Origin of the sequence: Mycobacterium sp. B14F4, from assembly GCF_039871645.1 — a bacterium.
GTDB lineage: Bacteria > Actinomycetota > Actinomycetes > Mycobacteriales > Mycobacteriaceae > Mycobacterium.
Genome location: NZ_JBDPMF010000002.1, coordinates 58,694 through 80,263, shown reverse-complemented (window position 1 = coordinate 80,263; position 21,570 = coordinate 58,694). Strand labels below are relative to the sequence as shown.

General features: G+C 67.9%; 23 protein-coding genes. 15 read left to right on the top strand and 8 right to left on the bottom strand.

Features of this window, described 5'->3' with window-relative positions; genetic code table 11:
* Positions 1-105 precede the first annotated feature (105 nt).
* Positions 106-627, top strand: a complete 522-nt coding sequence (locus tag ABGB19_RS05490; protein ID WP_347684885.1) for a DoxX family protein — start codon at positions 106-108, stop codon at positions 625-627.
* A gap of 59 nt (positions 628-686) precedes the next feature.
* Positions 687-2,429 (top strand): DUF3556 domain-containing protein, encoded by a 1,743-nt coding sequence (locus tag ABGB19_RS05485; RefSeq protein ID WP_347684884.1) that lies wholly within the window; start codon positions 687-689, stop codon positions 2,427-2,429.
* Between the two features lie 8 nt (positions 2,430-2,437).
* Here ABGB19_RS05485 and ABGB19_RS05480 read toward each other — a convergent pair whose 3' ends face one another.
* Positions 2,438-3,229 (bottom strand): FadR/GntR family transcriptional regulator, encoded by a 792-nt coding sequence (locus tag ABGB19_RS05480; RefSeq protein ID WP_347684883.1) that lies wholly within the window; start codon positions 3,227-3,229, stop codon positions 2,438-2,440.
* A gap of 196 nt (positions 3,230-3,425) precedes the next feature.
* Between ABGB19_RS05480 and ABGB19_RS05475 the strand changes: the two genes are divergently transcribed.
* The 3 genes from ABGB19_RS05475 to ABGB19_RS05465 are packed head-to-tail and all read left to right on the top strand — an operon-like array spanning position 3,426 to position 6,528.
* Positions 3,426-4,580: a thiolase family protein gene (locus tag ABGB19_RS05475; protein ID WP_347684882.1), complete on the top strand. Its 1,155-nt coding sequence runs from the start codon at positions 3,426-3,428 to the stop codon at positions 4,578-4,580.
* Positions 4,577-5,374 carry a crotonase/enoyl-CoA hydratase family protein gene (locus tag ABGB19_RS05470; protein WP_347684881.1) on the top strand — a complete coding sequence of 266 codons (798 nt, stop codon included), beginning with the start codon at positions 4,577-4,579 and terminating at the stop codon, positions 5,372-5,374. The genes ABGB19_RS05475 and ABGB19_RS05470 overlap by 4 nt, the downstream gene beginning before the upstream one ends.
* An 11-nt stretch (positions 5,375-5,385) precedes the next feature.
* Complete coding sequence (locus ABGB19_RS05465; protein WP_347684880.1) at positions 5,386-6,528, top strand: acyl-CoA dehydrogenase family protein; 1,143 nt, start codon at positions 5,386-5,388, stop codon at positions 6,526-6,528.
* 44 nt (positions 6,529-6,572) lie between these two features.
* On the opposite strand, the gene ABGB19_RS05460 is transcribed toward ABGB19_RS05465, so the two are convergent.
* On the bottom strand, positions 6,573-7,292 hold the full coding sequence (locus ABGB19_RS05460) for a fasciclin domain-containing protein (RefSeq protein ID WP_347684879.1): 720 nt from the start codon (positions 7,290-7,292) through the stop codon (positions 6,573-6,575).
* A 157-nt stretch (positions 7,293-7,449) separates the two neighbouring features.
* Positions 7,450-8,019 (bottom strand): helix-turn-helix domain-containing protein, encoded by a 570-nt coding sequence (locus ABGB19_RS05455; protein WP_347684878.1) that lies wholly within the window; start codon positions 8,017-8,019, stop codon positions 7,450-7,452.
* A 71-nt stretch (positions 8,020-8,090) separates the two neighbouring features.
* Between ABGB19_RS05455 and ABGB19_RS05450 the strand changes: the two genes are divergently transcribed.
* From ABGB19_RS05450 to ABGB19_RS05440, 3 genes are all read left to right on the top strand, one after another.
* Entirely contained in the window at positions 8,091-8,624 is a 534-nt protein-coding gene (locus tag ABGB19_RS05450; protein WP_347684877.1) for a gamma carbonic anhydrase family protein, read from the top strand.
* Positions 8,625-8,687: 63 nt separating this feature from the next.
* Entirely contained in the window at positions 8,688-9,827 is a 1,140-nt protein-coding gene (locus ABGB19_RS05445) for an NAD(P)H-binding protein (RefSeq protein WP_347684876.1), read from the top strand.
* A gap of 25 nt (positions 9,828-9,852) precedes the next feature.
* Positions 9,853-10,557: a type II CAAX endopeptidase family protein gene (locus ABGB19_RS05440; RefSeq protein ID WP_347685630.1), complete on the top strand. Its 705-nt coding sequence runs from the start codon at positions 9,853-9,855 to the stop codon at positions 10,555-10,557.
* On the opposite strand, the gene tet(V) is transcribed toward ABGB19_RS05440, so the two are convergent.
* Positions 10,554-11,807: a tetracycline efflux MFS transporter Tet(V) gene (gene tet(V), locus ABGB19_RS05435; RefSeq protein WP_347685629.1), complete on the bottom strand. Its 1,254-nt coding sequence runs from the start codon at positions 11,805-11,807 to the stop codon at positions 10,554-10,556. The two genes, ABGB19_RS05440 and tet(V), sit on opposite strands and share 4 nt — an antisense overlap.
* Before the next feature lie 150 nt (positions 11,808-11,957).
* Positions 11,958-12,779: an enoyl-CoA hydratase gene (locus tag ABGB19_RS05430; protein WP_347684875.1), complete on the bottom strand. Its 822-nt coding sequence runs from the start codon at positions 12,777-12,779 to the stop codon at positions 11,958-11,960.
* Between the two features lie 88 nt (positions 12,780-12,867).
* Here ABGB19_RS05430 and ABGB19_RS05425 point away from each other — a divergent pair, with 88 nt between their 5' ends.
* Genes ABGB19_RS05425 through ABGB19_RS05415 form a run of 3 tightly spaced genes read left to right on the top strand, consistent with a single transcriptional unit; the run spans position 12,868 to position 15,757 of the window.
* The gene (locus tag ABGB19_RS05425) at positions 12,868-13,959 is read left to right on the top strand and encodes a CaiB/BaiF CoA-transferase family protein (RefSeq protein WP_347684874.1); all 1,092 of its coding nucleotides are present in this window, start codon (positions 12,868-12,870) and stop codon (positions 13,957-13,959) included.
* Positions 13,960-13,977: 18 nt separating this feature from the next.
* The gene (locus tag ABGB19_RS05420) at positions 13,978-14,730 is read left to right on the top strand and encodes a 3-hydroxyacyl-CoA dehydrogenase (protein ID WP_347684873.1); all 753 of its coding nucleotides are present in this window, start codon (positions 13,978-13,980) and stop codon (positions 14,728-14,730) included.
* Positions 14,731-14,758: 28 nt separating this feature from the next.
* A complete protein-coding gene (locus ABGB19_RS05415; protein WP_347684872.1) occupies positions 14,759-15,757 on the top strand; it encodes a nitronate monooxygenase family protein in 999 nt (332 codons plus the stop codon).
* Positions 15,758-15,838: 81 nt separating this feature from the next.
* Here the strand turns inward: ABGB19_RS05415 and ABGB19_RS05410 are convergent, their stop codons facing one another.
* Both ABGB19_RS05410 and ABGB19_RS05405 read right to left on the bottom strand, forming a co-directional pair.
* Positions 15,839-15,994, bottom strand: coding sequence for a hypothetical protein (locus ABGB19_RS05410; protein ID WP_347685684.1), 156 nt, complete (start codon positions 15,992-15,994; stop codon positions 15,839-15,841).
* 92 nt (positions 15,995-16,086) lie between these two features.
* Entirely contained in the window at positions 16,087-16,620 is a 534-nt protein-coding gene (locus ABGB19_RS05405; protein WP_347684871.1) for a DoxX family protein, read from the bottom strand.
* A gap of 159 nt (positions 16,621-16,779) precedes the next feature.
* On the opposite strand from ABGB19_RS05405, the gene ABGB19_RS05400 reads away from it, so the two are divergent.
* Genes ABGB19_RS05400 through ABGB19_RS05390 form a run of 3 tightly spaced genes read left to right on the top strand, consistent with a single transcriptional unit; the run spans position 16,780 to position 20,361 of the window.
* Positions 16,780-19,062 carry an MMPL family transporter gene (locus tag ABGB19_RS05400; protein WP_347684870.1) on the top strand — a complete coding sequence of 761 codons (2,283 nt, stop codon included), beginning with the start codon at positions 16,780-16,782 and terminating at the stop codon, positions 19,060-19,062.
* Positions 19,059-19,754, top strand: coding sequence for a TetR/AcrR family transcriptional regulator (locus tag ABGB19_RS05395; protein ID WP_347684869.1), 696 nt, complete (start codon positions 19,059-19,061; stop codon positions 19,752-19,754). Before ABGB19_RS05400 ends, ABGB19_RS05395 begins: the two co-directional genes overlap by 4 nt.
* On the top strand, positions 19,735-20,361 hold the full coding sequence (locus ABGB19_RS05390) for a class I SAM-dependent methyltransferase (protein WP_347684868.1): 627 nt from the start codon (positions 19,735-19,737) through the stop codon (positions 20,359-20,361). The genes ABGB19_RS05395 and ABGB19_RS05390 overlap by 20 nt, the downstream gene beginning before the upstream one ends.
* 54 nt (positions 20,362-20,415) lie before the next feature.
* Here the strand turns inward: ABGB19_RS05390 and ABGB19_RS05385 are convergent, their stop codons facing one another.
* A complete protein-coding gene (locus ABGB19_RS05385) occupies positions 20,416-21,129 on the bottom strand; it encodes an NAD-dependent deacylase (protein ID WP_347684867.1) in 714 nt (237 codons plus the stop codon).
* A 36-nt stretch (positions 21,130-21,165) separates the two neighbouring features.
* Here ABGB19_RS05385 and ABGB19_RS05380 point away from each other — a divergent pair, with 36 nt between their 5' ends.
* Positions 21,166-21,531, top strand: a complete 366-nt coding sequence (locus tag ABGB19_RS05380; protein WP_347684866.1) for a GntR family transcriptional regulator — start codon at positions 21,166-21,168, stop codon at positions 21,529-21,531.
* The last annotated feature ends 39 nt before the right edge of the window (positions 21,532-21,570 follow it).

Here is a 21,570-nt window from a genome sequence, read left to right as displayed (position 1 = left end):
CATGGGAACTCCCAGGCGTCCCGTCACGCCGCGAACATCCACGGCACCGTGCTCAGCGTGGACGGGGCTGGGCAGCGGCTTAACAGATGGCCTAAGTTTTGTTGCATGACTGCCTACGACTTCGCACTTCTGGTACTGCGTGTCGTGCTCGGCCTGACGATGGCCGCGCACGGCTACAACAAGTTCTTCGGTGGAGGCCGCATCCCGGGGACCGCGGGGTGGTTCGAGAGCATCGGCATGAAGCCCGGCGTCTTCCACGCGCGCGTCGCCGCGACCACGGAGATGGCCGCCGGCCTGGGCTTGGCCGTCGGTCTGCTGACGCCGATCCCCGCGGCCGGCTTCCTGGCGCTGATGCTGACCGCCGCGTGGACCGTGCACCGCAAGAACGGCTTCTTCATCGTCAAGGAGGGCTGGGAGTACAACCTGATCCTCGCGGTCACCGCCGTCGCGATCGCCGGACTCGGCGCCGGCAAGCTGAGCCTCGACTACGCCTTGTTCTCCGACACCGCACTGTGGGACTACGTCCAGGGCTGGGGCGGACTGGCCGTGGCGGTCGTGCTCGGACTGGTCGGCGGCGTCGGTCAGCTGCTGATCTTCTACCGTCCGCCTGCCAAGACCGACGCGTAGCCCGGCCACCGCGCCGAACCGGACCTGAATAGCTAGAACACGTTCTAATCTGTCACGCTATGGGGTTTCTGAAGCAGGACGCACCCGTCGTCGACTTCGAGGAATGGAGCAAGGGCACTCGCGCCGAGAAGATCGTGCCGATGGCCCGGCACTGGGCCGAGGTGGGGTTCGGAACGCCGGTCGTCCTGCACCTCTTCTACGTCGTGAAGATTCTGCTCTACATCCTGGGCGCATGGCTGGTCGTGCTCACCACTACCGGGATCGACGGGTTCACCAACGTCACCTCCTGGTACAACGAACCGATCGTGTTCGAGAAGGTCGTGCTCTACACGATGCTGTTCGAGGTCGTCGGCCTCGGCTGTGGCTTCGGGCCGCTGAACAACCGGTTCTTCCCGCCGATGGGCTCGATCCTGTACTGGCTGCGGCCCAAGACGATCCGGCTGCCACCGTGGCCGACCCGCATCCCGCTGACGAAGGGGAACACCCGCACCCCATTCGACGTGCTGCTGTACGCCGCGTTGTTGGTGCTGCTCGTCGTGGCGCTGTTCTCCGACGGCACCGGGCCGATCCCCGAACTCGGCACGACCGCGGGTGTGCTGCCGGTGTGGCAGATCTGGGCGATCCTCGGTGTCCTGGCAGTGCTCGGCCTGCGCGACAAGGTGATCTTCCTGGCCGCGCGCGGCGAGGTGTACGCCTCGCTGGCGGTGTGCTTCCTGTTCGCGGGACCCGACATCATGATCGCGGCCAAGCTGGTGTGCCTGGTGATCTGGCTGGGCGCCGCGACATCGAAGCTCAACAAGCACTTCCCGTTCGTCATCTCGACGATGATGAGCAACAACCCGGTGTTCCGGCCGCGGTGGATCAAACGCAAGTTCTTCGAACACTTCCCGGACGATCTACGGCCCGGCCGGCTGTCGCGATGGCTCGCTCATTTCAGCACCGCCGTCGAGGGACTGGTGCCGCTGGTGTTGTTCTTCTCGGGCGGCGGCTGGCCCACCTACATCGCCGCGTTCGTGATGCTGGTGTTCCACTTCGGCATCCTGTCGTCGATCCCGATGGGCGTGCCGCTGGAGTGGAACGTGTTCATGATGTTCTCGGTGCTGGCGCTTTTCGTCGGCCACGCCGATATCGGCCTCGGCGACCTGCAGAGCCCCTGGCCGATCGTGCTGTTCGCCGTCGTCGCCGGCACCGTGGTGACGGGGAACCTGTTCCCGCGCAAGGTGTCCTTCCTGCCCGGCATGCGGTACTACGCCGGCAACTGGGACACCGGGCTGTGGTGTGTCAAGCCGTCGGCGTCGGAGAAGATCGAGAAAAACATCGTCTCGATCGCGAGCATGCCCCAGGCGCAGATGGAGCGGTACTACGGCAGCCCGGAGACCGCGCAGATGTACCTCTACATGGGATATGCGTTCCGCGCCTTCAACACTCACGGTCGTGCGATGTTCACGCTCGCACATCGTGCGATGGCCGGTCATAACGAGGACGACTACGTGCTCACCGACGGCGAACGGATCTGCAGCACCGCGATCGGCTGGAACTTCGGCGACGGCCACATGCACAACGAGCAGCTGATCGAGGCGCTGCAGAAGCGCTGCGGATTCGAGCCCGGCGAGGTGCGGGTGGTGCTGATCGACGGCCAACCGATCCACCGGCAGACCCAGCAGTACCGGTTGGTCGACGCTTCCACCGGTGAATTCGAGAGGGGCTATGTCGAAGTCGCCGAGATGGTGACGCGGCAGCCGTGGGACGACACCGTGCCGGTGCACGTCACGTGGAAGAAGGACAGCGCTGACGCTCGTTGACTCGGGGGTTACCCCATCACGTCGCGCACCTTGACGTCCTCGAGGCCCTGCAGTAGCAGATCGCGCGCGGTGTCGAGGTGCTTTCGCCAATGGGCCTCGGCCGCCGCGCCATCTCCGGATCGGAGCAGCTGCATCAGTTTTCGATACGACCGCATGAGCTTGTCATAGTCGGCCTTGGATACCGGGCGTCGTTCCTTGAACAGGAATGCGTTGTGGCGCACGGTGATCTCGTGCAGCATCCCGGCGATGATGCCGAGGGTGGCGTTGCCGGACAGCTCGACGACGCGCAGGTGAAAGTCGCCCGTGGTTTCGGCGAGCGTGTCGTTCTGCCAGCCGGACGGCACATGGTCTTCGAGCATCTTCTCGAGCTCGTCGAAAGCCTCGGTGTTTCCGGCTTCCGCCAGCAGTCGCACGGCCATTGGTTCGATGCCGGCCCGCGCCGTCATCAAGTCGGCGATCGTCGCGCCGGACAGCTCCAGCAGTAGGCCGGCCGGGCGGGCGACGATCTCGGGTCCGGGCACGCGCACCCGCGCGCCGGTCCGTGAGCCGCGGCGCACCTCGACGAGGCGTTCGGACTCCAGCACCCGCACCGCTTCGCGCAGCGTCGGCCTGCTGACCCCGAAGTGCGCCATCAACTCGGCCTCGTTAGGCAGGAAGTCGCCGTCCTTGAGCTGGCCGTCGACGACCATGCGGCGCAGCGTGCCCGCGACGAGCTCGGCAGTCTTGGGTGACCGGACCGCCCTGCTCGCGCCGACGGCATCGGGGCCGATCATCGGCGCCAACGGCGTGCTTCGAGTCACCACATCTCCTGCGAATTGCCACCCGGTGGTGGGTGAGCTATGCAACTCAGTAAACCATGTGGACCATCGGTTGCGGCGGGTCGATGACCACCGAGGGCCTACCAACCAGTAGGTTGACCTAGTAAACCATGTTCGTTTACGTTCGGGGGTGACACCCCAGCGTGGGTGAACCATTCGTCTTCGAAGGAGAAGTGTCATGGCTGAAGCCGTCATCGTCGAGGCCGTACGGTCGCCGGTCGGCAAGCGAAACGGCGGGCTGTCGGGCGTCCACCCCGCCGAACTGTCCGCGCAGGTGCTCAACGGGCTGGTGCAGCGGGCGGGCGTCGACCCGGCGCTGGTCGACGACGTCATCTGGGGCTGCGTCATGCAGGCCGGTGAGCAGGCCCTCGACATCGGCCGCACCGCGCTGCTCGCGGCGGGCTGGCCGGAGAGCGTGCCGGGCGTGACCGTCGACCGCCAGTGCGGGTCGAGCCAGCAGTCCGTCCACTTCGCCGCTGCCGGCGTGATCGCCGGGCACTACGACGTCGCCGTCGCCGGCGGTGTCGAGGTGATGTCGCGCACCCCGATGGGCGCCTCGCTGGCCAACGGTGGCAACCCCTACCCCGCGAGCTTCAAGCAGCGCTACGACCGCACACCCAACCAGGGCATCGGCGCCGAGATGATCGCCGAGCAGTGGGGCTTCGACCGCACCATGGTCGACGAGTTCTCCCTCGCGTCACACGACAAAGCAGCCGCGGCACAGGATTCCGGCGCCTTCGACGACCAGATCGTCGGCATCAAGGTAAAGGACGAGCAACAAACAAGCACGGTGCTCAAGGACGAGGGTATTCGCCGCGGCACCACCATCGAGAAGATGGGTCAGCTCAAGCCGGCGTTCAAGGAGGACGGCGTCATCCACGCCGGCAACTCCTCGCAGATCTCCGACGGCTCGGCCGCGATCCTGTTCATGTCCGCCGAGAAGGCGAAGGAACTGGGGCTCAAGCCGATTGCCAAGGTGCACACCGCCACCCTGGCCGGCGCCGACCCGGTGATCATGCTGACCGCCCCGATCCCCGCCACCCAGAAGGCGCTCAAGAAGTCCGGCCTGCGGCTCGAGGACATCGGCGTCTTCGAGGTCAACGAGGCGTTCGCCCCGGTGCCGATGGCGTGGCTGAAGGACATCGGCGCCGACGAGAAGAAGCTGAACCCCAACGGTGGCGCGATCGCCCTGGGTCACCCGCTCGGCGGCTCCGGCGCCCGCATCATGACCACGATGCTGTACCACATGCGGGACAAGGGAATCCAGTACGGCCTGCAGACGATGTGTGAGGGCGGCGGCCAGGCCAACGCCACCATCATCGAACTGCTGTGACCGCAGACGTGACCGCCCCCGCCGCTCTCACCGAGCGGCGGGGCAACGTACTTCTCATCACGATCAACCGGCCCGAAGCGCGCAACGCGGTCAACGCCGCGGTGAGCACCGCGGTGGGTGAGGCGCTGGCCGAGGCGCAGGACGACCCCGAGGTGCGCGCGGTGGTGCTGACCGGTGCCGGCGAATCCTTCTGTGCCGGAGCCGATCTGAAGGCCATCTCGCGACGGGAGAACCTCTTCCACCCCGGCCACGCCGAGTGGGGTTTCGCGGGCTACGTGCACCACTACATCGACAAGCCGACCATCGCGGCCGTCAACGGCACCGCGCTGGGCGGCGGCACCGAGTTGGCGCTGGCCAGTGATCTGGTGGTAGCCGAGGAGCGCGCGAAGTTCGGCCTGCCCGAAGTGAAGCGTGGCCTCATCGCGGCCGCTGGAGGCGTCTTCCGCATCGTCGACCACCTGCCCCGCAAGGTCGCGATGGAGTTGTTGTTCACCGGCGAGCCGATGTCGTCGGCCGATGCGTTGCAGTGGGGCTTGATCAACCAGGTGGTGCCCGACGGCACCGCCGTCGATGCGGCGCTGGCACTCGCCGAGCGCATCACATGCAATGCGCCCCTTGCTGTTTGGGCGAGCAAGCGGGTGGCCATGGGCGTCGACAAGGGAGTGATCGTCGGCGACGAGCCCGGCTGGGCGCGGACCCTGCGGGAGATCGTCGCCGTGATGCGCTCCGAGGACGCCAAGGAAGGACCGCTGGCCTTCGCCGAGAAGCGCCGGCCCGTATGGAAAGCCAAGTAAGCAAAGTGACCATGAAACGACTGGTATTCGAGCCCGAACACGAGCAGCTGCGCGAGACCGCGCGCCAGTTCCTGGAAAAGGAATGCGCGCCGAACGCCGAGAAGTGGGAGGCCAACCGGCTCGTCGACCGCGTAGCGTACGTCGCCGCGGGCAAATACGGCCTGATCGGGTTCAACCTGCCCGAGGAGTACGGCGGCGGCGGCGTCGACGACTTCCGGTTCAACGCGGTGATCGTGGAGGAGTTCTCGAAGTTCGGACCGGCCACGCCCGGGCTGAGCCTGCAGAACGACATCGTCGGCCCGTACTTCGCGCATCTGGCGACCGAGGAGCAGAAGCAGCGGTGGCTGCCCGGCTACATCACCGGTGAGCTCATCGGCGCCGTCGCGATGACCGAGCCGGGTGCCGGCAGCGACCTGGCCGGTATCAAGACCTCAGCGGTGCGCGACGGCGACGACTGGATCCTCAACGGATCCAAGACGTTCATCTCAGCGGGCATCAACAGCGACCTCGTCGTCGTGGTGGCCCGCACCGATCCCGACGCGGGGCACAAGGGCTTCTCGCTGCTGGTCGTCGAGCGCGGCATGGAGGGCTTCGAGCGCGGTCGCAAGCTCGACAAAATGGGCCTGCACGCCGCCGACACCGCCGAGCTGCACTTCGAGAACGTTCGGGTGCCGGGCAACAACCTGCTCGGCGAAGAGGGCAAGGGCTTCTACCACCTCATGCAGAACCTGCCCTCGGAGCGGCTGTCGATCGCTATCGCCGCGATCGCCGGGGCCCGTGCGACGTTCAACGAGACGCTGCAGTACGTCAAGGACCGCAAGGCCTTCGGTCAGCCCATCGGCAGCTTCCAGCACAATCGTTTCCTGATGGCCGAGATGGACACCGAACTCGAGATCGCCGAACAGTACATCGACCGGTGCCTGCGCGCCGTCGTCGACGGTGAGCTCACCGCGGTGCAGGCGTCCAAGGCCAAGTGGTGGTGCACCGAGCTCGGCAAGAGGGTCGTCGACAATTGCGTGCAGCTGCACGGCGGCTACGGCTACATGAATGAGTACAAGGTCGCGCGCGACTACGTCGACGTGCGGATCCAGACGATCTTCGGCGGTACGACCGAGATCATGAAGGAGATCATCGGCCGCGACCTCGGGCTGTAAGGCCCGGGGCGCTCGGCCGCTGAGCCCAGGGCCGGGCCCGGACGCTACCCGATGGGGGCGTCCGCGGCCGGCGTCGGCTCCGGCGTGGTCGTGGTGGTCGTCGTCGTGGTGGTCTCGCTGGTCGAGGTCGCCGACGGGGTGACAGCCTCCGGCGGGGTCTTCGGGTCGAGCACCGTGTCGATCAGGTAGATCCGCGCATTGGCGGCCTGGATGCCGCCGCAGACCACCTTGGCGGTGTCGTTGATCTTGACGTCGGCGTTCTCGCCGGTCACCTTGACGTCCGCACCCTGCTGGGTGGGCCGCTGACCCTCGACGTCCTTGGGTCCGAGGATGCCGAGGAACACGTGGTAGTAGTCCAGGTCCGTCAGCGCGGCGGGATCGGCCTTCAGCGCCTCGAGCTGTCCGGGCGGCAGCGCGGCGAACGCCTCGTTGGTCGGGGCGAACACCACGTACGGGCCGTTCTCGAGCACCGGAAGCACGTTGACCGCGGGGTTCAGGCCACCGGAGATCGCGGAGTAGAAGGTGCTGGCGTCCGGGATCGCCTGCAGCGCCTGGCCGAGCGGCAGGGCGTTGAGCGACTTCCAGTTCGGCACCGCCTCCTTGAAGGCGTCGCAGCCCGAGCCCTCCGGATTGGGGATCTCGACGGTCGGCTCGGTGGTCGGCTCCGCGGGCTGCGCGTAGGCGGTCACCGCGAGCGGGATCGAAACGGCGATCGCGGCGACGCCGGCGGCGGCCCCGATGGTTTTGCTGGCGCGAGTCTTCACGTACGGCTCCTCAGCTAGTCAGGTCGTCTGCATGTTAGAGGCAGTCGTTGCCCAACTTCAAAGTCACGACCACGCGGACGTCCCCCCGCAGGGGCACTGACCTGGGCTTTGCCAATCTGAGCACACCGTGCCGCGAAGACGACGCGAGCCCACAGCGTCAGGACAGCACCGCGGCGACCGCACCGGCGAGCTCGTCGGCCGTTTCGCGGAACCCGCCCGCGCCGCAACTGGCCTGCACCAGCGCACCGATCAGCCCGAAGTGCAGTGTCTCGGTGACCTCGGGCCACGCCCCGGACCGCAGCGCGGTGCACACCCGCCGGCGGTACTCCGCATTGATGCGGTGCCGGATCGACCGCACACCCGGCTCGTCGCCGATCAGCGCGGCCGAGCAGGCGGCGGCGAGCCCGGGTTCGTCGGCCAGCAGCATCACGAGTTCGTGGAACTGGTCGGCGATGCGGGACCGGACATCCTGCTCCACATCGACGGTCAGGGGCGCCGCGCGCAGCCGCTGCAGATAGATCTCCGCGACGATGGCGTCCTTGGACGGAAAGTGCGCGCGCAGATCGCGTGGGGTGATGCGGGCCCGGTTGCCGATCATCCGCAGGGTGACGCTGTCGTAGGGCACCTCGCGGAGCAACTCGACGGTGGCGTCCAGCGCCTTGCGCGCGTCGGTGTCGTCGACCCGCCCGCGGTCGTCGTAGGACCGCAGGTAAACGAGGTCAGCCATCCGCGGCACCCACGGTCACGCTGCCACGCTACTCGCCCGGGCGACCGGTCGGAGAACAGCAGGTGAATACGATGTCGCGCATGCCTGAACCGCTGATCCTGTCCATCCGCGGCCGCGCCCCGCAACTGCATGCCGAAGCGTGGGTCGCGCCGAACGCGAGCGTGATCGGCCGGGTGACACTCGCCGCTCGGGTCAGCGTCTGGTACGCCGCCACCCTGCGCGCCGAGGCCGAGCCCATCGAGATCGGCTTCGGCACCAACATCCAGGACGGCGTCACCATCCACGTCGACCCCGAGTTCCCGATCTGCATCGGCGCCGAGGTCAGCGTCGGGCACAACGCGGTCCTGCACGGCTGCACCGTCGAGGACGGCGTCCTGATCGGCATGGGTGCGGTGATCCTCAACGGCGCGACGATCGGGCAGGGGTCGCTGGTCGCCGCGGGAGCCGTGGTGCCTCAGGGCTTCGTCGTGCCGCCGCGATCACTGGTCGCCGGGGTGCCGGGCAGGATCCGCCGTGAGCTCAGCGACACCGAGGTGGCCGCAAACAAGCACAACGCGCAGGTCTACCAGCGGCTCATCGAACTGCACCGCGACGCGAGCAGCTGACGGAATCCTGCGTATCAGATCACGATTGGTGGTCAACGCGGGCCGATTGGGTACAGCCGTACCGTGAAGAACGTGCGAACCCTGGTCACCGGCGCCACCGGGTATGTCGGTTCGCGACTCGTCACGGCCCTGCTCAACGAGGGCCATGACGTCGTCGCCGCGACCCGAGACGCCGCGAAACTGTCCCGCTTCGGCTGGCACAACCGCGTCAGCGGCGTCGCGCTGGATGCCCACGACGAAGCCTCGGTGCGCGCCGCATTCGCCGAAGCCGGCCCCGTCGACGTCGTCTACTACCTGGTGCACGGCATCGGCGAACCGGACTTCCGCGAGGCGGACAACCGGGCGGCGGCCACCGTGGCGAACGCCGCGAAGGAGGCCGGTGTCCGGCGCATCGTCTACCTCGGTGGCTTCGTGCCCGACGGCGACGATCTCTCCGAGCACTTGACCAGCCGCGCGGAGGTCGCCCACGCGCTCAGCGTGGATGACGGGCCCGACGTGGTGTGGCTCGGAGCCGCGATCATCATCGGTGCCGGGTCGACGTCGTTCGAGATGCTGCGCTACGTCAGCGACCGATTTCTCGTCATTCCCATGCCGTCGTGGTCGACGAACCCGATCGACCCGATCTCGATCCGCGACGTGCTGCATTACCTCGTCGCCGCCGCCGACGGTGACCGCGTCCCCGCCGGTGCCTATGACATCGCCGGGCCGCAGACGACGTCCTACGGCGACCTGCTGCGGACCTACGCGCGCATCTCGGGCCAGTGGCGCGCCGAGCTGCCGGTCAACGGCGTCGACACCGGGCTGGTGTCGCTGGTGACCGGGGTCGTGCTGCCGGTGCCGGGCGGGCTCGCGTCGGATCTGGTTCAGTCCCTTGACCATCCGATGGTGGCCTCGGGCGCCGGATTGCGCGATCTCGTACCCGATCCGCCGGGCGGGCTGATCGGCGTCGAGGACGCGATCACCCTGGCACTGGCCAGCAGGCGGCGCGGGCCCGTCGACAGGCTGGCCGACCCCCACCACCTCGCCGACACCGACCCGGAGTGGGCGGGCGGCGACACGCAGCGCATCCAGCAGGTGGCTGGCGCGGTCACCCCGGCGATCGCCCGGCCCGCGCTCGGGCTCATCGGTGCGGTGCCGGGACCCGTCGCCGGCGCTGTGCGGACCGGATTGGACACGCTGATCCATCTGGTGCCGAAGGGGTGAGCCCGGCATGACGCAATCGGCCAGGATGCGCCCTGGTTGGCTGGCCGAGGCCAAGGACATCGTCGGCGCGTGCCCCGTTCCCCATCACGAGCCACCGAGCCTCGTCCGACGCCGGCGCATCATCGTCGCGGTGGTCCTTGTCATCGGCGCTGCGCTGCTGGGCTATTCGCTGACGCGGCCGCCTGGCGACTCGTCGTTCTACTGGCTGACCCTCGCGCTGGCCGGCGTGTGGGCCGCCGGCGCATTCCTGTCCGGGCCCTTGCATCTCGGGTGCATCCGCGTCCGCGGCCGCAACCAACGCCCGGTCATCACGGGTGCCGCGGTCGGCCTCCTGTTGGGCGCGGTCTTCATCGTGGGTGGGCTGATCGCCCGCGAGATACCCGGGGTGCGCGAATACATCACGCGGGTACTGGAATACGCCGACTACGGACCGCTGGCGCTGGTCGCGTTCATCACGGTGATCAACGGCCTGGCCGAGGAGATGTTCTTCCGCGGCGCGCTGTACACCGCGCTGGGCACGATGCGGCCGATGCTGATCTCCACCGTCTTCTACGTGTTCGCGACCGCGGCCACCACCGCGAACCCGATGCTGGGGTTCGCGGCGATCATCCTCGGCACCGTCTGCGCGTTCGAGCGCCGGGTGACCGGCGGCGTGCTCGCACCGATGCTCACCCACTTCTTCTGGGGCCTGGTGATGGTGCTCGCACTGCCGCCGATCTTCGGCGTCTAACGCAGCGGGTTGGTGATCTCGTCGCGGCGCATCCCGGCCGCCCACATCGCGACCGCGGCCAGTAGCACCGGGGCGATGCCCGCGACGAGGAAAATCGTCTGCATCGAAACGACTTTCGACAGCGGCCCCACGATCGCGAACGACACCGGCATGAACGCCAGCGACACGAAGAAGTCCAGGCTCGACACCCGGCCCAGCATCGCCGTCGGAACCCGCCGCTGCAGCAGTGTGCCCCAGATGACCATGCCTGCACCGTCTGTCACACCGATGACGAAAGTCGCCACCGCCATCACCGCGAAGGACGACGTGAAGCCGAACACGATCAGAGGGACCGCCCCCAGGCCCCACATCGCCATCATCACCGTCAGGTAGCGGCGCGGTAGCCGGCCCGACGACACCGCCAGTGCGCCGAGCGCGCTGCCGACACCGAAGAACGCCAGGATGAACCCGTACATCCGGGCGCCCTCGGCGAAGCGGTCGTTGGCGATGAACGGCAGCAGCACCTCGATCGGGCCCAGCACCACCAGAACGAACATGCTGGCGAACAACAGCGTCCACAACAACCACGGGGTGTCGAGCACGAACACGCAGCCGTCGCGCAGATCCCACAGCACCTGCCGACGCTCCCGGTCCGGTTGCGGCACAGTGTTTCTCGTGGGCCTGGTCGCGATGAGCAGCACCAGGCCGACGGCGAACAGCGCGGCCACAGTCACCGCGCCGAGCGCGGGAAAGGTCGCGCCGATCAGCACGCCGGCCACGGCCGGTCCGACGGCGCGCTGGAATACCGGTCGCACGACGCCTTCGACGCCGTTGGCGGCCAGCAGTTGTTCGGGGGGCAGAATCCGCGGCAGGATCGCGCTGTACGCGGGGAAGAAGAACGCCGCGGCGATACCGAGCGCCGCGGCGGCCACCGCCATATGCCAGATATGCAGCGCGTCAAGCATTCCCAGCACCGCGATCACAGAGACGGCGGCGATGTTGACGGCCTCGACGGCGATGATGATCGTTCGCTGATCGATCCGGTCGGCGGCGATGCCACCGACCAATACGAACGCCACCAGGCCGGCGCCCAGGCAGGCGGCCACCAGTGACAGCGACGCGGGATCGTTGGACAGCTCGATGACCTGCATGGCCATCACGACCGCCCACATGCCCTCGGCGAAGATCGACAGCGACACCGCCGCGATCAGCAGGCGGTACTCACGGATCCGGAAGGGTGCGAGTACGCGCCAGCCGCCGGTGTCGTGCACCGGCGCGGTCTCGAATTGCGTACTCACCCATCGATGGTCGCCGAACCGATGCGGCGCAGTCCACCGAATTTCCCCGGCGCCGAGCGCACGCCCTTGTACGGTTTTGAAGCCTGAAACCGTACAACGATGTGCGCTCGCGCCGGAAGAAAACTAGCTGTCGGTGAACTTGGCGGGCCTGCGCTGTTGAAAGGCCTTGGTGCCCTCGCGGAAGTCGTCGGCGACGAGCAACTCGAGCTGGCCCTGGGTTTCGCGCCCGAGTGCACCTTCGAACTCGGTGAGCGTGGCGGCGTTGATGGCGTGCTTGGTCTTCCGCAGCGCGACGGCGGGCCCGGATTTCAGCGTGACGATCACCTTGTCGACCTCGGCGTCGAACTCGTCGGCCGGGTAGACCGCCGTCACCAGGCCCCACTCGTAGGCTTGGTCGGCCGGAATGCGCTCGGCCAGCAACGCCATCCGCGTCGCCCGGATCCGCCCGACCGCCGCGGCGATCAGGGCCGACGCCCCGCCGTCGGGCATGAGCCCGATCTTCGTGAACGCCAACATGAAAAACGCCTTGTCCGAGGCCAATACGACATCGGAGGCCAACGCCAGCGACACCCCGACGCCCGCGGCGGGTCCGTGCACGACGGCGACGACCGGCTGCGGCACGTTGACGATCGCGCGCACGGCGCGGTTGGCGGCGTCGAGCACGTCGGCCGGTGTTCCGTTCGCACCCGGGTTGGCGTGGTCCTCCTCGCTGATGCCCGCCCCGGAGGAGAAGCCGCGGCCCGCGCCGCCGAGCCGCACCACCTTGACCCGGGGATCGGAGGCCGCCTCGGTCAGCGTGTCGGCGATGGCGGCGAGCATCGAGGACGTCAGCGAGTTGAGGCTGTCGGGCCGGTTCATCGTCACCGAGAGCACACCGTCGGCGAGGTCGACCGACAAGGCGTCGATGTCGGTGTAGGTGGGTGCTCCCGAATCGAGTGAAGTCATGATCGCACCCTAGAGCGGCCCCACTTGGTTATACAAGTAAGCTATGTCGGCGATCGACAGCGACAGTCGGACGAAGGGCGGAACGACCATGGCGGGACCACTTCAGGGACTGCGAGTCATCGAACTCGCCAGCATCGGGCCCGGCCCGCACGGCGCAATGATCCTTGGCGACCTCGGCGCCGACGTCGTCCGCGTCGAACGCCCCGGCAAGCTCGGCGGCATCCCCACCACCAAGCGCGAGGCCACCTTGCGCAACCGGCGTTCGGTGACGGCCGACCTCAAGTCCGACGATGGCCGCGAACTGGTGCTGCGGTTGGTCGCGAAGGCCGACGTGCTGATCGAGGGCCTGCGCCCCGGCGTGACCGAGCGTCTGGGTCTCGGTCCGGAGGACTGCGCGAAGGTCAACCCGCGGCTGATCTACGGGCGGATGACTGGATGGGGGCAGGCCGGCCCGCGGCGGCTGCAGGCCGGCCACGACATCAACTACATCTCGCTCAACGGCGTGCTGCATTCGATCGGCCGGGCCGGTGAGCGGCCAGTGCCGCCGCTGAACCTGACCGGCGACTTCGGTGGCGGGTCGATGTTCCTGCTCGTCGGCATCCTGTCGGCGTTGTGGGAACGGCAGACGTCGGGCAAGGGCCAGGTCATCGACGCGGCGATGGTCGACGGTGCCAGCGTGCTGGCCCAGATGATCTGGGGCTTCCGGCAGGACGGTTTGTGGTCCGACGAGCGCGGGGTCAACATGCTCGACGGCGGCGCGCCCTACTACGACACCTACACCTGCGCCGACGGCCGCCACATCGCGGTGGGTTGCATCGAGCCGCAGTTCTACGCCGAGTTCCTCAAGGGACTGGGCCTCGAGGGCGCGGACCTGCCCGACCAGAACGACATGAGCCGGTGGCCGGAACTGCGCGCCCGGCTGTCGGAGGTCATCGCGGCCAAGGACCGCGACCACTGGGCCAAGGTCTTCGAGACCAGCGACGCGTGCGTGACGCCCGTGCTGTCCTTCGGCGAGGTCGAATCCGAGCCGCACATCACCGAGCGCGACACGTTCTATCGCGACGGCGACTACCTGCAGCCCATGCCCGCGCCGCGGTTCTCCCGCAGCCAGCCGCCCACGCCGACACCGCCCGGTCAAGCCGGGGCCGACACCGAAGCCGTCTTACGAGACTGGGCCTAGAGAAAGGAACACCTTCAAGTGGAGATCAAGGACGCCGTAGCCGTCGTCACGGGTGGTGCGTCGGGCCTCGGCCTGGCGACCACCAAGCGGCTGCTCGACAGGGGCGCATCGGTGGTCGTCATCGACCTCAAGGGTGCCGACGCCGTCGCCGAGCTCGGCGATCGCGCGCAGTTCGTCGAGGCCAACGTGACCGACCCCGACGCCGTCAGCGCGGCGCTGGACGCGGCCGAGAAGATGGGCCCGCTGCGCATCAACGTCAACTGCGCCGGCGTCGGCAACGCGATCAAGACGCTCTCCAAGGACGGCCCGTTCCCGCTCGACGGGTTCCGCAAGGTCGTCGAGGTGAACTTGATCGGCACGTTCAATGTGCTGCGGCTGAGCGCCGAGCGGATCGCCAAGACCGAGCCCATCAACGGGGAGCGCGGCGTCATCATCAACACCGCGTCGGTCGCGGCGTTCGAGGGCCAGATCGGTCAGGCCGCTTACTCGGCGTCCAAGGGCGGTGTGGTCGGCATGACGCTGCCGATCGCGCGCGACCTGAGCCGCGAGTTCATCCGCGTGGTGACCATCGCGCCGGGCCTGTTCAAGACCCCGCTGCTGGGTTCGCTGCCCGAGGAGGCGCAGGCCTCGCTGGGCAAGCAGGTGCCCCATCCCGCGCGGCTGGGCGATCCCGACGAGTACGGCGCCCTGGCGGTGCACATCGTCGAGAACCCGATGCTCAACGGTGAGGTCATCCGTCTGGACGGCGCGATCAGGATGGCCCCGCGATGAGCGCTTGCGCGAAGAGCAAGGAAAACCGATGACTCTGACGACGAAGTTCACCGAGACGTTCGGGATCGAGCACCCGATCGTGCAGGGCGGCATGCAGTGGGTCGGCCGTGCCGAACTCGTTGCGGCCGTTGCCAATGCGGGTGCGCTGGGTTTCATCACCGCGCTGACCCAGCCGACGCCGGCCGACCTGGCCAGGGAGATCGCGAAGTGCCGCGATCTGACCGACAAGCCGTTCGGCGTCAACCTGACGATCCTGCCGACCATCAACCCGCCGCCGTATGACGAGTACCGCCAGGTGATCGTGGACTCCGGGATCAAGATCGTCGAGACCGCGGGCTCCAACCCGGCGCCGCACCTGCCGATGTTCCACGAGAACGGCATCAAGGTGCTGCACAAGTGCACCTCGGTGCGGCACGCGGTTAAGGCCCAGAGCCTCGGGGTCGACGGCATCAGCATCGACGGGTTCGAGTGCGCCGGTCACCCCGGCGAGGACGACATCCCGGGCCTGGTGCTGATCCCGGCCGCGGCGGCAAAGGTCGACATCCCGATGATCGCCTCGGGCGGCTTCGCCGACGCGCGCGGCCTGGTCGCGGCGCTGGCGCTGGGCGCCGACGGCATCAACATGGGCAGCCGCTTCATGTGCACGGTGGAGTCGGCCATCCACCAGAACGTCAAGGAAGCGATCGTCGCGGGCAGCGAACTCGACACCGAGCTGATCTTCCGCCCGCTGCGCAACACCGCCCGCGTCGCGAGCAACGCGGTGTCGCGTGACGTGGTGGAGATCCTCAACAAGGGTGGCCAGTTCTCCGACGTCAAGGACCTCGTCGCGGGCAAGCGCGGGGTGAAGGTCTACGAGGTCGGCGATCTCGACGCCGGGATCTGGAGCGTCGGAACGGCCATGGGCCTGATCAACGACATCCCGACCTGTGGCGAACTGGTGTCGCGGATGGTCGACGAGGCCGAGGAGATCATCACCGGGCGGCTCAACGGGATGATCACCGCGGATGAAGAGGAGAACGTGGCCTAGCAGCTAACGGGGGCATCGACGGGTGCCCGGTTGCGGGCAAACAGTCGCGGTCGAACGCGCGGCCCCTCGGCGCGCGTTCGGTCAGACCGCGGTTGGCAGCGTGTGCTCGTCGTCGAGTTGCTCGGAGGTGTCGCCCTCTACCAGGACATCGCCGTGGTAGAGCGCGTCGAAGTCAACCTTGATGACATCGGCACTGGTGTCGTCGATCCACATGTACTCGACAGTAGGGATCACCATTAAGGAATCTTTGAGTCACGATTCGGAAATTGGTGGCAATTCTTACTGCCAAGTAGGTTGGCGGGCCACCGGCCAGTAGGTGATCAGCTGGTCTAAACCGTGATGTGGATCGGGTTGCTGCCGTTGAGTGCGACCCAGGTCAGGATCGCCGCCGCGATCGCCAGGACCAACAGCCCGGTGAGTAAGCGACTCTGCCAGTTGATCCGGCCCAGCACCCGGGCGTCCACGGAGTAACTTCCCGCGCCCGCGAAGAGCAGCGCGGTGGCGCCGATGGCGACCATGAACGGGACGTTGAACGGCTCTGACCAGAACGCCCCCGCCGAGACGTTGACCGCCCAGGCGTCGATCATCGCGGCGATCACCGCGCATGCCGCCAGCGGTGTGAGCACCCCGAGCAGCAGGCCGATGCCGCCCAGCGTCTCGGCGGCGGTGACCATGAACGCCGCGAACTTGGGCAACCGCCAGCCGCCCTGCTCCATGAAGGCGGCGGTGGTGTTGAAGTCGAAGGCCTTGATCAGGCCGGCCTGCAGCATCGTCGCGCCCACACCGATACGCAGGATGAGCAGTCCGATATCGGTGGTGGTGCGGGTGGTTACTGGAGACACCGTCACGTCCGTCGTCGTCATGACAGATACGACTACCAGACGAGGTGAAACTCATCGACGCATCAAGTCGGTGAACGAATCCGGGTCCCCCCGCCGTGTCATGGGCAGGGTGTTGACCGCCATAACTTATCGCTGATAAGTTATCGGCGATACCTCAACGGTCCGGCGGAAGGATGCAGCGTGCTGCAGCGAATCGCATACCTGGCCCTCGCGGCGCCTCGCCGTATCGTCGCCATCGCGCTGCTGGTGATGGTGGCGTGCGGGGTCTTCGGGGTCCCCGTCGCCAAGCATCTGTCCGCGGGCGGCTTCCAGGACCCGACGTCGGAGTCGGCGCAGGCCACCAAGCTGCTGGTCGACAAGTTCGGCCAGGGCGACATGGAGCTGCTGATCAGCGTGCGCTCCGAGGACAGCGCGCGGAGCGCCGCGGCGCGGGCGGTCGGCAGCGACATCGCCGCCCAACTGCAAGCGGCGCCGTACGTCGCCGACGTCACCTCGGCATGGACGGCGCCGCCCACCGCGGCGCCGGCGCTGATCAGTCAGGACGGCAAGACCGGGCTGATCGTCGCCGGCATCACCGGGGGGGAGAGCGGGGCGCAGGACCACGCCAAGGAGCTGACGGCGCGGCTCGTGCACGACCGCGACGGAGTCACCGTGCGCGCGGGCGGTGAGGCGATGACCTACGTCCAGATCAACGGGCAGAGCGAGAAAGACCTGCTGATGATGGAGGCCATCGCGATCCCACTGAGCTTCGTGGTGCTCGTGTGGGTGTTCGGCGGGTTGTTGGCCGCGGCGCTGCCGCTGGCGGTGGGCGGTTTCGCCATCCTCGGCTCGATGGCGGTGCTGCGCGCGATCACCTTCTTCACCGACGTGTCGATCTTCGCGCTGAACCTGTCGGTGGCGATGGGGTTGGCGTTGGCGATCGACTACACGCTGTTGATCATCAGCCGCTACCGCGACGAACTCGCCGACGGCGCGGACCGCGAGCGCGCCTTGGTGCGCACCATGGCGACGGCCGGGCGGACCGTGCTGTTCTCGGCGCTCACGGTCGCGCTGTCGATGGTGGCGATGGTGCTCTTCCCGATGTACTTCCTGCAGTCGTTTGCCTATGCCGGTGTGGCGGTAGTGACGTTCGCGGCGGTCGCGGCCATCGTGGTGGCACCCGCGGCGATCGTCCTGCTGGGCGACCGTCTGGATTCGCTGGACGTGCGCCGCTTCGCCCGCAAGGTACTGGGCAGGCCGGAGCCGGTGCGTAGGCCGGTGCAGCAGTCGTTCTGGTACCGGACCACGAAATACGTTGAGCGACGAGCAATTCCGATTGGATTGGCCATTGTGGCGCTGCTGCTCGTTCTCGGCGCGCCGTTCCTCGGCGCCAAGTGGGGCTTCCCCGACGACCGGGTGCTGCCCGAGTCGGCGTCGGCGCGCCAGGTCGGCGACGACCTGCGCACCAACTTCGCCGTGGACTCCGCGCGCAACGTCACCGTCGTCATACCGGACACGGGTGGCGTCACACCCGCCGACCTGAGCCGCTACGCCGCCGACTTGTCCCGGGTCGCCGACGTGTCGTCGGCGTCGGCGCCGGGCGGCTCGTTCGTCGGCGGCGAGCCCGCCGGTCCACCGTCGGCCGCGACCGGTTTCGCCGACGGCAGCGCGTTCCTGACGGTGGCCAGCACCGCACCGTTGTTCAGCGACGCCTCCGAGGCTCAACTCGACGCGCTGCGTGCGGTGCCCAGCCCCGCCGGGGTACCGGTGCAGCTGACCGGCGTCGCGCAGATCAACAGAGACAGTTCGTCGGCGATCACTTCGCGGCTGCCGATGGTGCTCGGGGTGATCGCAGCGATCACGATGGTGTTGTTGTTCCTGCTCACCGGCAGCGTCGTGCTACCGCTGAAAGCGCTTGTGCTCAACGTGCTGTCGCTGACCGCCGCCTTCGGCGCGCTGGTGTGGATATTCCAGGAGGGCCACCTCTCGGCGATGGGCACCACCCCGACCGGGACGCTGGTGGCCAACATGCCGGTGCTGTTGTTCTGCATCGCGTTCGGGCTGTCGATGGACTACGAGGTGTTCCTGATCTCGCGCATCCGCGAGTACTGGCTGAAGTCCGGCAAGACCCGGGCGGACAACGACGAGAGCGTGGCGCTCGGCCTGGCCAAGACCGGCCGCGTCGTCACCGCGGCGGCACTGCTGATGTCGATCTCGTTCGCCGCGCTGATCGCCGCACAGGTCGCCTTCATGCGGATGTTCGGGGTGGGGCTGACGCTGGCGATCCTCGTCGATGCGACGCTGGTGCGCATGGCGTTGGTGCCCGCGTTCATGCATCTGCTCGGCCGCTGGAACTGGTGGGCGCCGAAACCGCTGGCCCGGTTGCACGAGCGGATCGGGATCAGCGAATCCGGGGACGGTGAGGAGCCCGCACCGGACCGACGCGAACGAGCGACGGCGTCCGTGGCGGACGGACCAGCGTGACAGCGGAGCCTTCGAAGCGGCGCCGGGCGCCACGCGGATCGGGCGAGCAACTGCGCGAGGAGATCCTCGACGCGACCACCGACCTGCTGTTGAAGACCGGGCACGCCAAGGACGTGTCGATCCGGTCGGTCGCGCAGCAGGTCGGGGTGACGCCGCCGTCGATCTATCTGCACTTCGCCGACAAGGACGCGCTGCTGGACGCGGTGTGCGCCCGGTACTTCGAGAAGCTCGACGAGGAGATGCAGGCGGTGTCGGCCGACGCCGGGTCGGCGATCGAGGTGTTGCGTGCGCAGGGACTGGCGTATGTCCGATTCGCGTTGAAAACCCCTGAGCTGTACCGCATCGCGACGATGGGGGAGGGCCGGCCGGGAAGCGATGTTGACATGATGCTCAACAATTCGGCCTTCGTGCACCTGCGGAACTCGGTGGAGCAGTTGATGGCCGAGGGTGTCTTCGCGCCGGGTGACTCGACCGCGACGGCGCTGGAGCTGTGGACCGCGGCCCATGGGATCGCCGCGATGCTGATCTCCCGGCCCTATCTACCCTGGGGGGACGCCGAGGAGTTCGCAGACCGGATGCTGCGGGCCGTGGTGACCGGGCAGATCGTCTCGGGCTCGATCGATCCGGCGATCAGCCCCCAGGATGCCGTCGCGAGGCTGAAGGGACTGTTGGATGAGCAACGAGGTCGATAACCCGTTCTTCGCCCGGTTGTGGACGGTGATGTCCGGCCACGAACCCGAGGCGCTGAAGCGGCTACGGCGCGAGAACCTGGCCGGCCTGACCGGGCGGGTGCTCGAAGTCGGTGCGGGCACCGGGACCAACTTCGAGTTCTACCCCGACACGGTGACCGAAGTGGTCGCCGTCGAGCCCGAACGACGGCTCGCCGACCGCGCACAGCAGGCCGCTGCCGCCGCTCGGGTGCCCGTCACCGTCAGCACCGACCAGGTGGAACGCTTCACCGCCAGCGAACCGTTCGACGCCGTGGTGTGCTCGCTGGTGCTGTGCTCGGTCGAACAGCCCGATGCTGTTCTGCGGCAACTGCATTCGATGTTGCGTCCGGGTGGCGAGCTGCGTTACCTCGAGCACATCGCGGGCAGCGGGGCGCGAGCCCGCATGCAGAAGTTCGCCGACGCGACGGTGTGGCCGCGGCTGCTCGGCAACTGTCACACGCACCGCCACACCGAGGAGGCCATCGTCGGCGCGGGGTTCCGGGTGGCCGGTGCGCGCCGCGAGTGGACGATGCCGTCGTGGGTGCCGGTGCCGGTGGCGGAATTCGCGATCGGCCGCGCGGTGCGCTGAACGTGAATTACCGCGCCGGAAATTCGAGCGGCAATTCACGTCGGCGAAGAACGGTTAGTCGAGGAGGGCGGGTAGCCGCTGCAGCAGGTTCGGCAGCGCGCCGGCGGCCGTCTCGCGCAGTGACACGGTCGCGGCGTCGGAGAGAGGCGTGGGCTCCGGATTGACCTCGATGACGACGGTGCCGTTGGCCAACGCCAACTCGGGCAGTCCCGCCGCGGGATAGACGATCGACGAGGTGCCGACGACGATCACGACGTCGGCCCTGGTGACCGCCTCGACCGAGCGCTGCCAGGCATCCTCGGGCAGTGCCTCGCCGAACCACACGACATTTGGCCGGATCATGCCGCCGCACTGGCACCGCGGCGGATCGACTGTCTCGACCGGCTCCGGCATGGGGGGCAGCTCCCCGGCATAGGCGGAATGACAGTGATCGCAACGGAATTCGAACAAGCTGCCGTGCAGGTGGTAGACGTTGCGGCTGCCGGCCCGCTCGTGCAGATTGTCGACGTTCTGGGTGACGACGTGCACCTCGGCGTAGTCCTGCCACGCCGCGACGGCGAGATGGCCGTTGTTCGGCTGCACCGAGCCCATCATGTAGTGGCGCCACAGGTACCACGCCCACACCTTGTCCGGGTTTGCCCGCCACCCCTGCGAGCTGGAGATCTCGTAGGGGTCTACCTTCGCCCACAGCCCGGTCTCGGCATCTCGGAACGTCGGCACCCCGCTTTCGGCCGAGATGCCTGCGCCGCTGACGACTGTTACCTGCACATGACCAAACTAGCCGCTGTGGGCGATACTAGGCACGTGGCCGATTTGGGGGATTGGGTACGCATCGACCAGCACGCTTCGGGGGCCCTGTTCGACCAGCTCAGAACGCAGATCATCGCCGGTGTGCGCGACGGCAGGCTGACGCCGGGCACCCGATTGCCGACGGTGCGCGAACTGGCCGGACAGCTCGGGCTGGCCGTGAACACCGTCGCGCGCGCCTATCGCGAACTGGAGGCGGCGGGCATCCTTGAAACGCGCGGCCGGTTCGGCACGTTCGTCGCCCGCGCCGACCCCGCCGACGCCGCGATGGCCTCGGCCGCGCACGCCTTCGTCTCGGCGGCCAAGGCGCTGGGCGTCGACAAGACCGACGCGCTGCGCTACGTCGAGACGGCGTTCGGTTAGTCGAACGACGATCTAGCGGTGAGGTACGAGCCGCGTTGA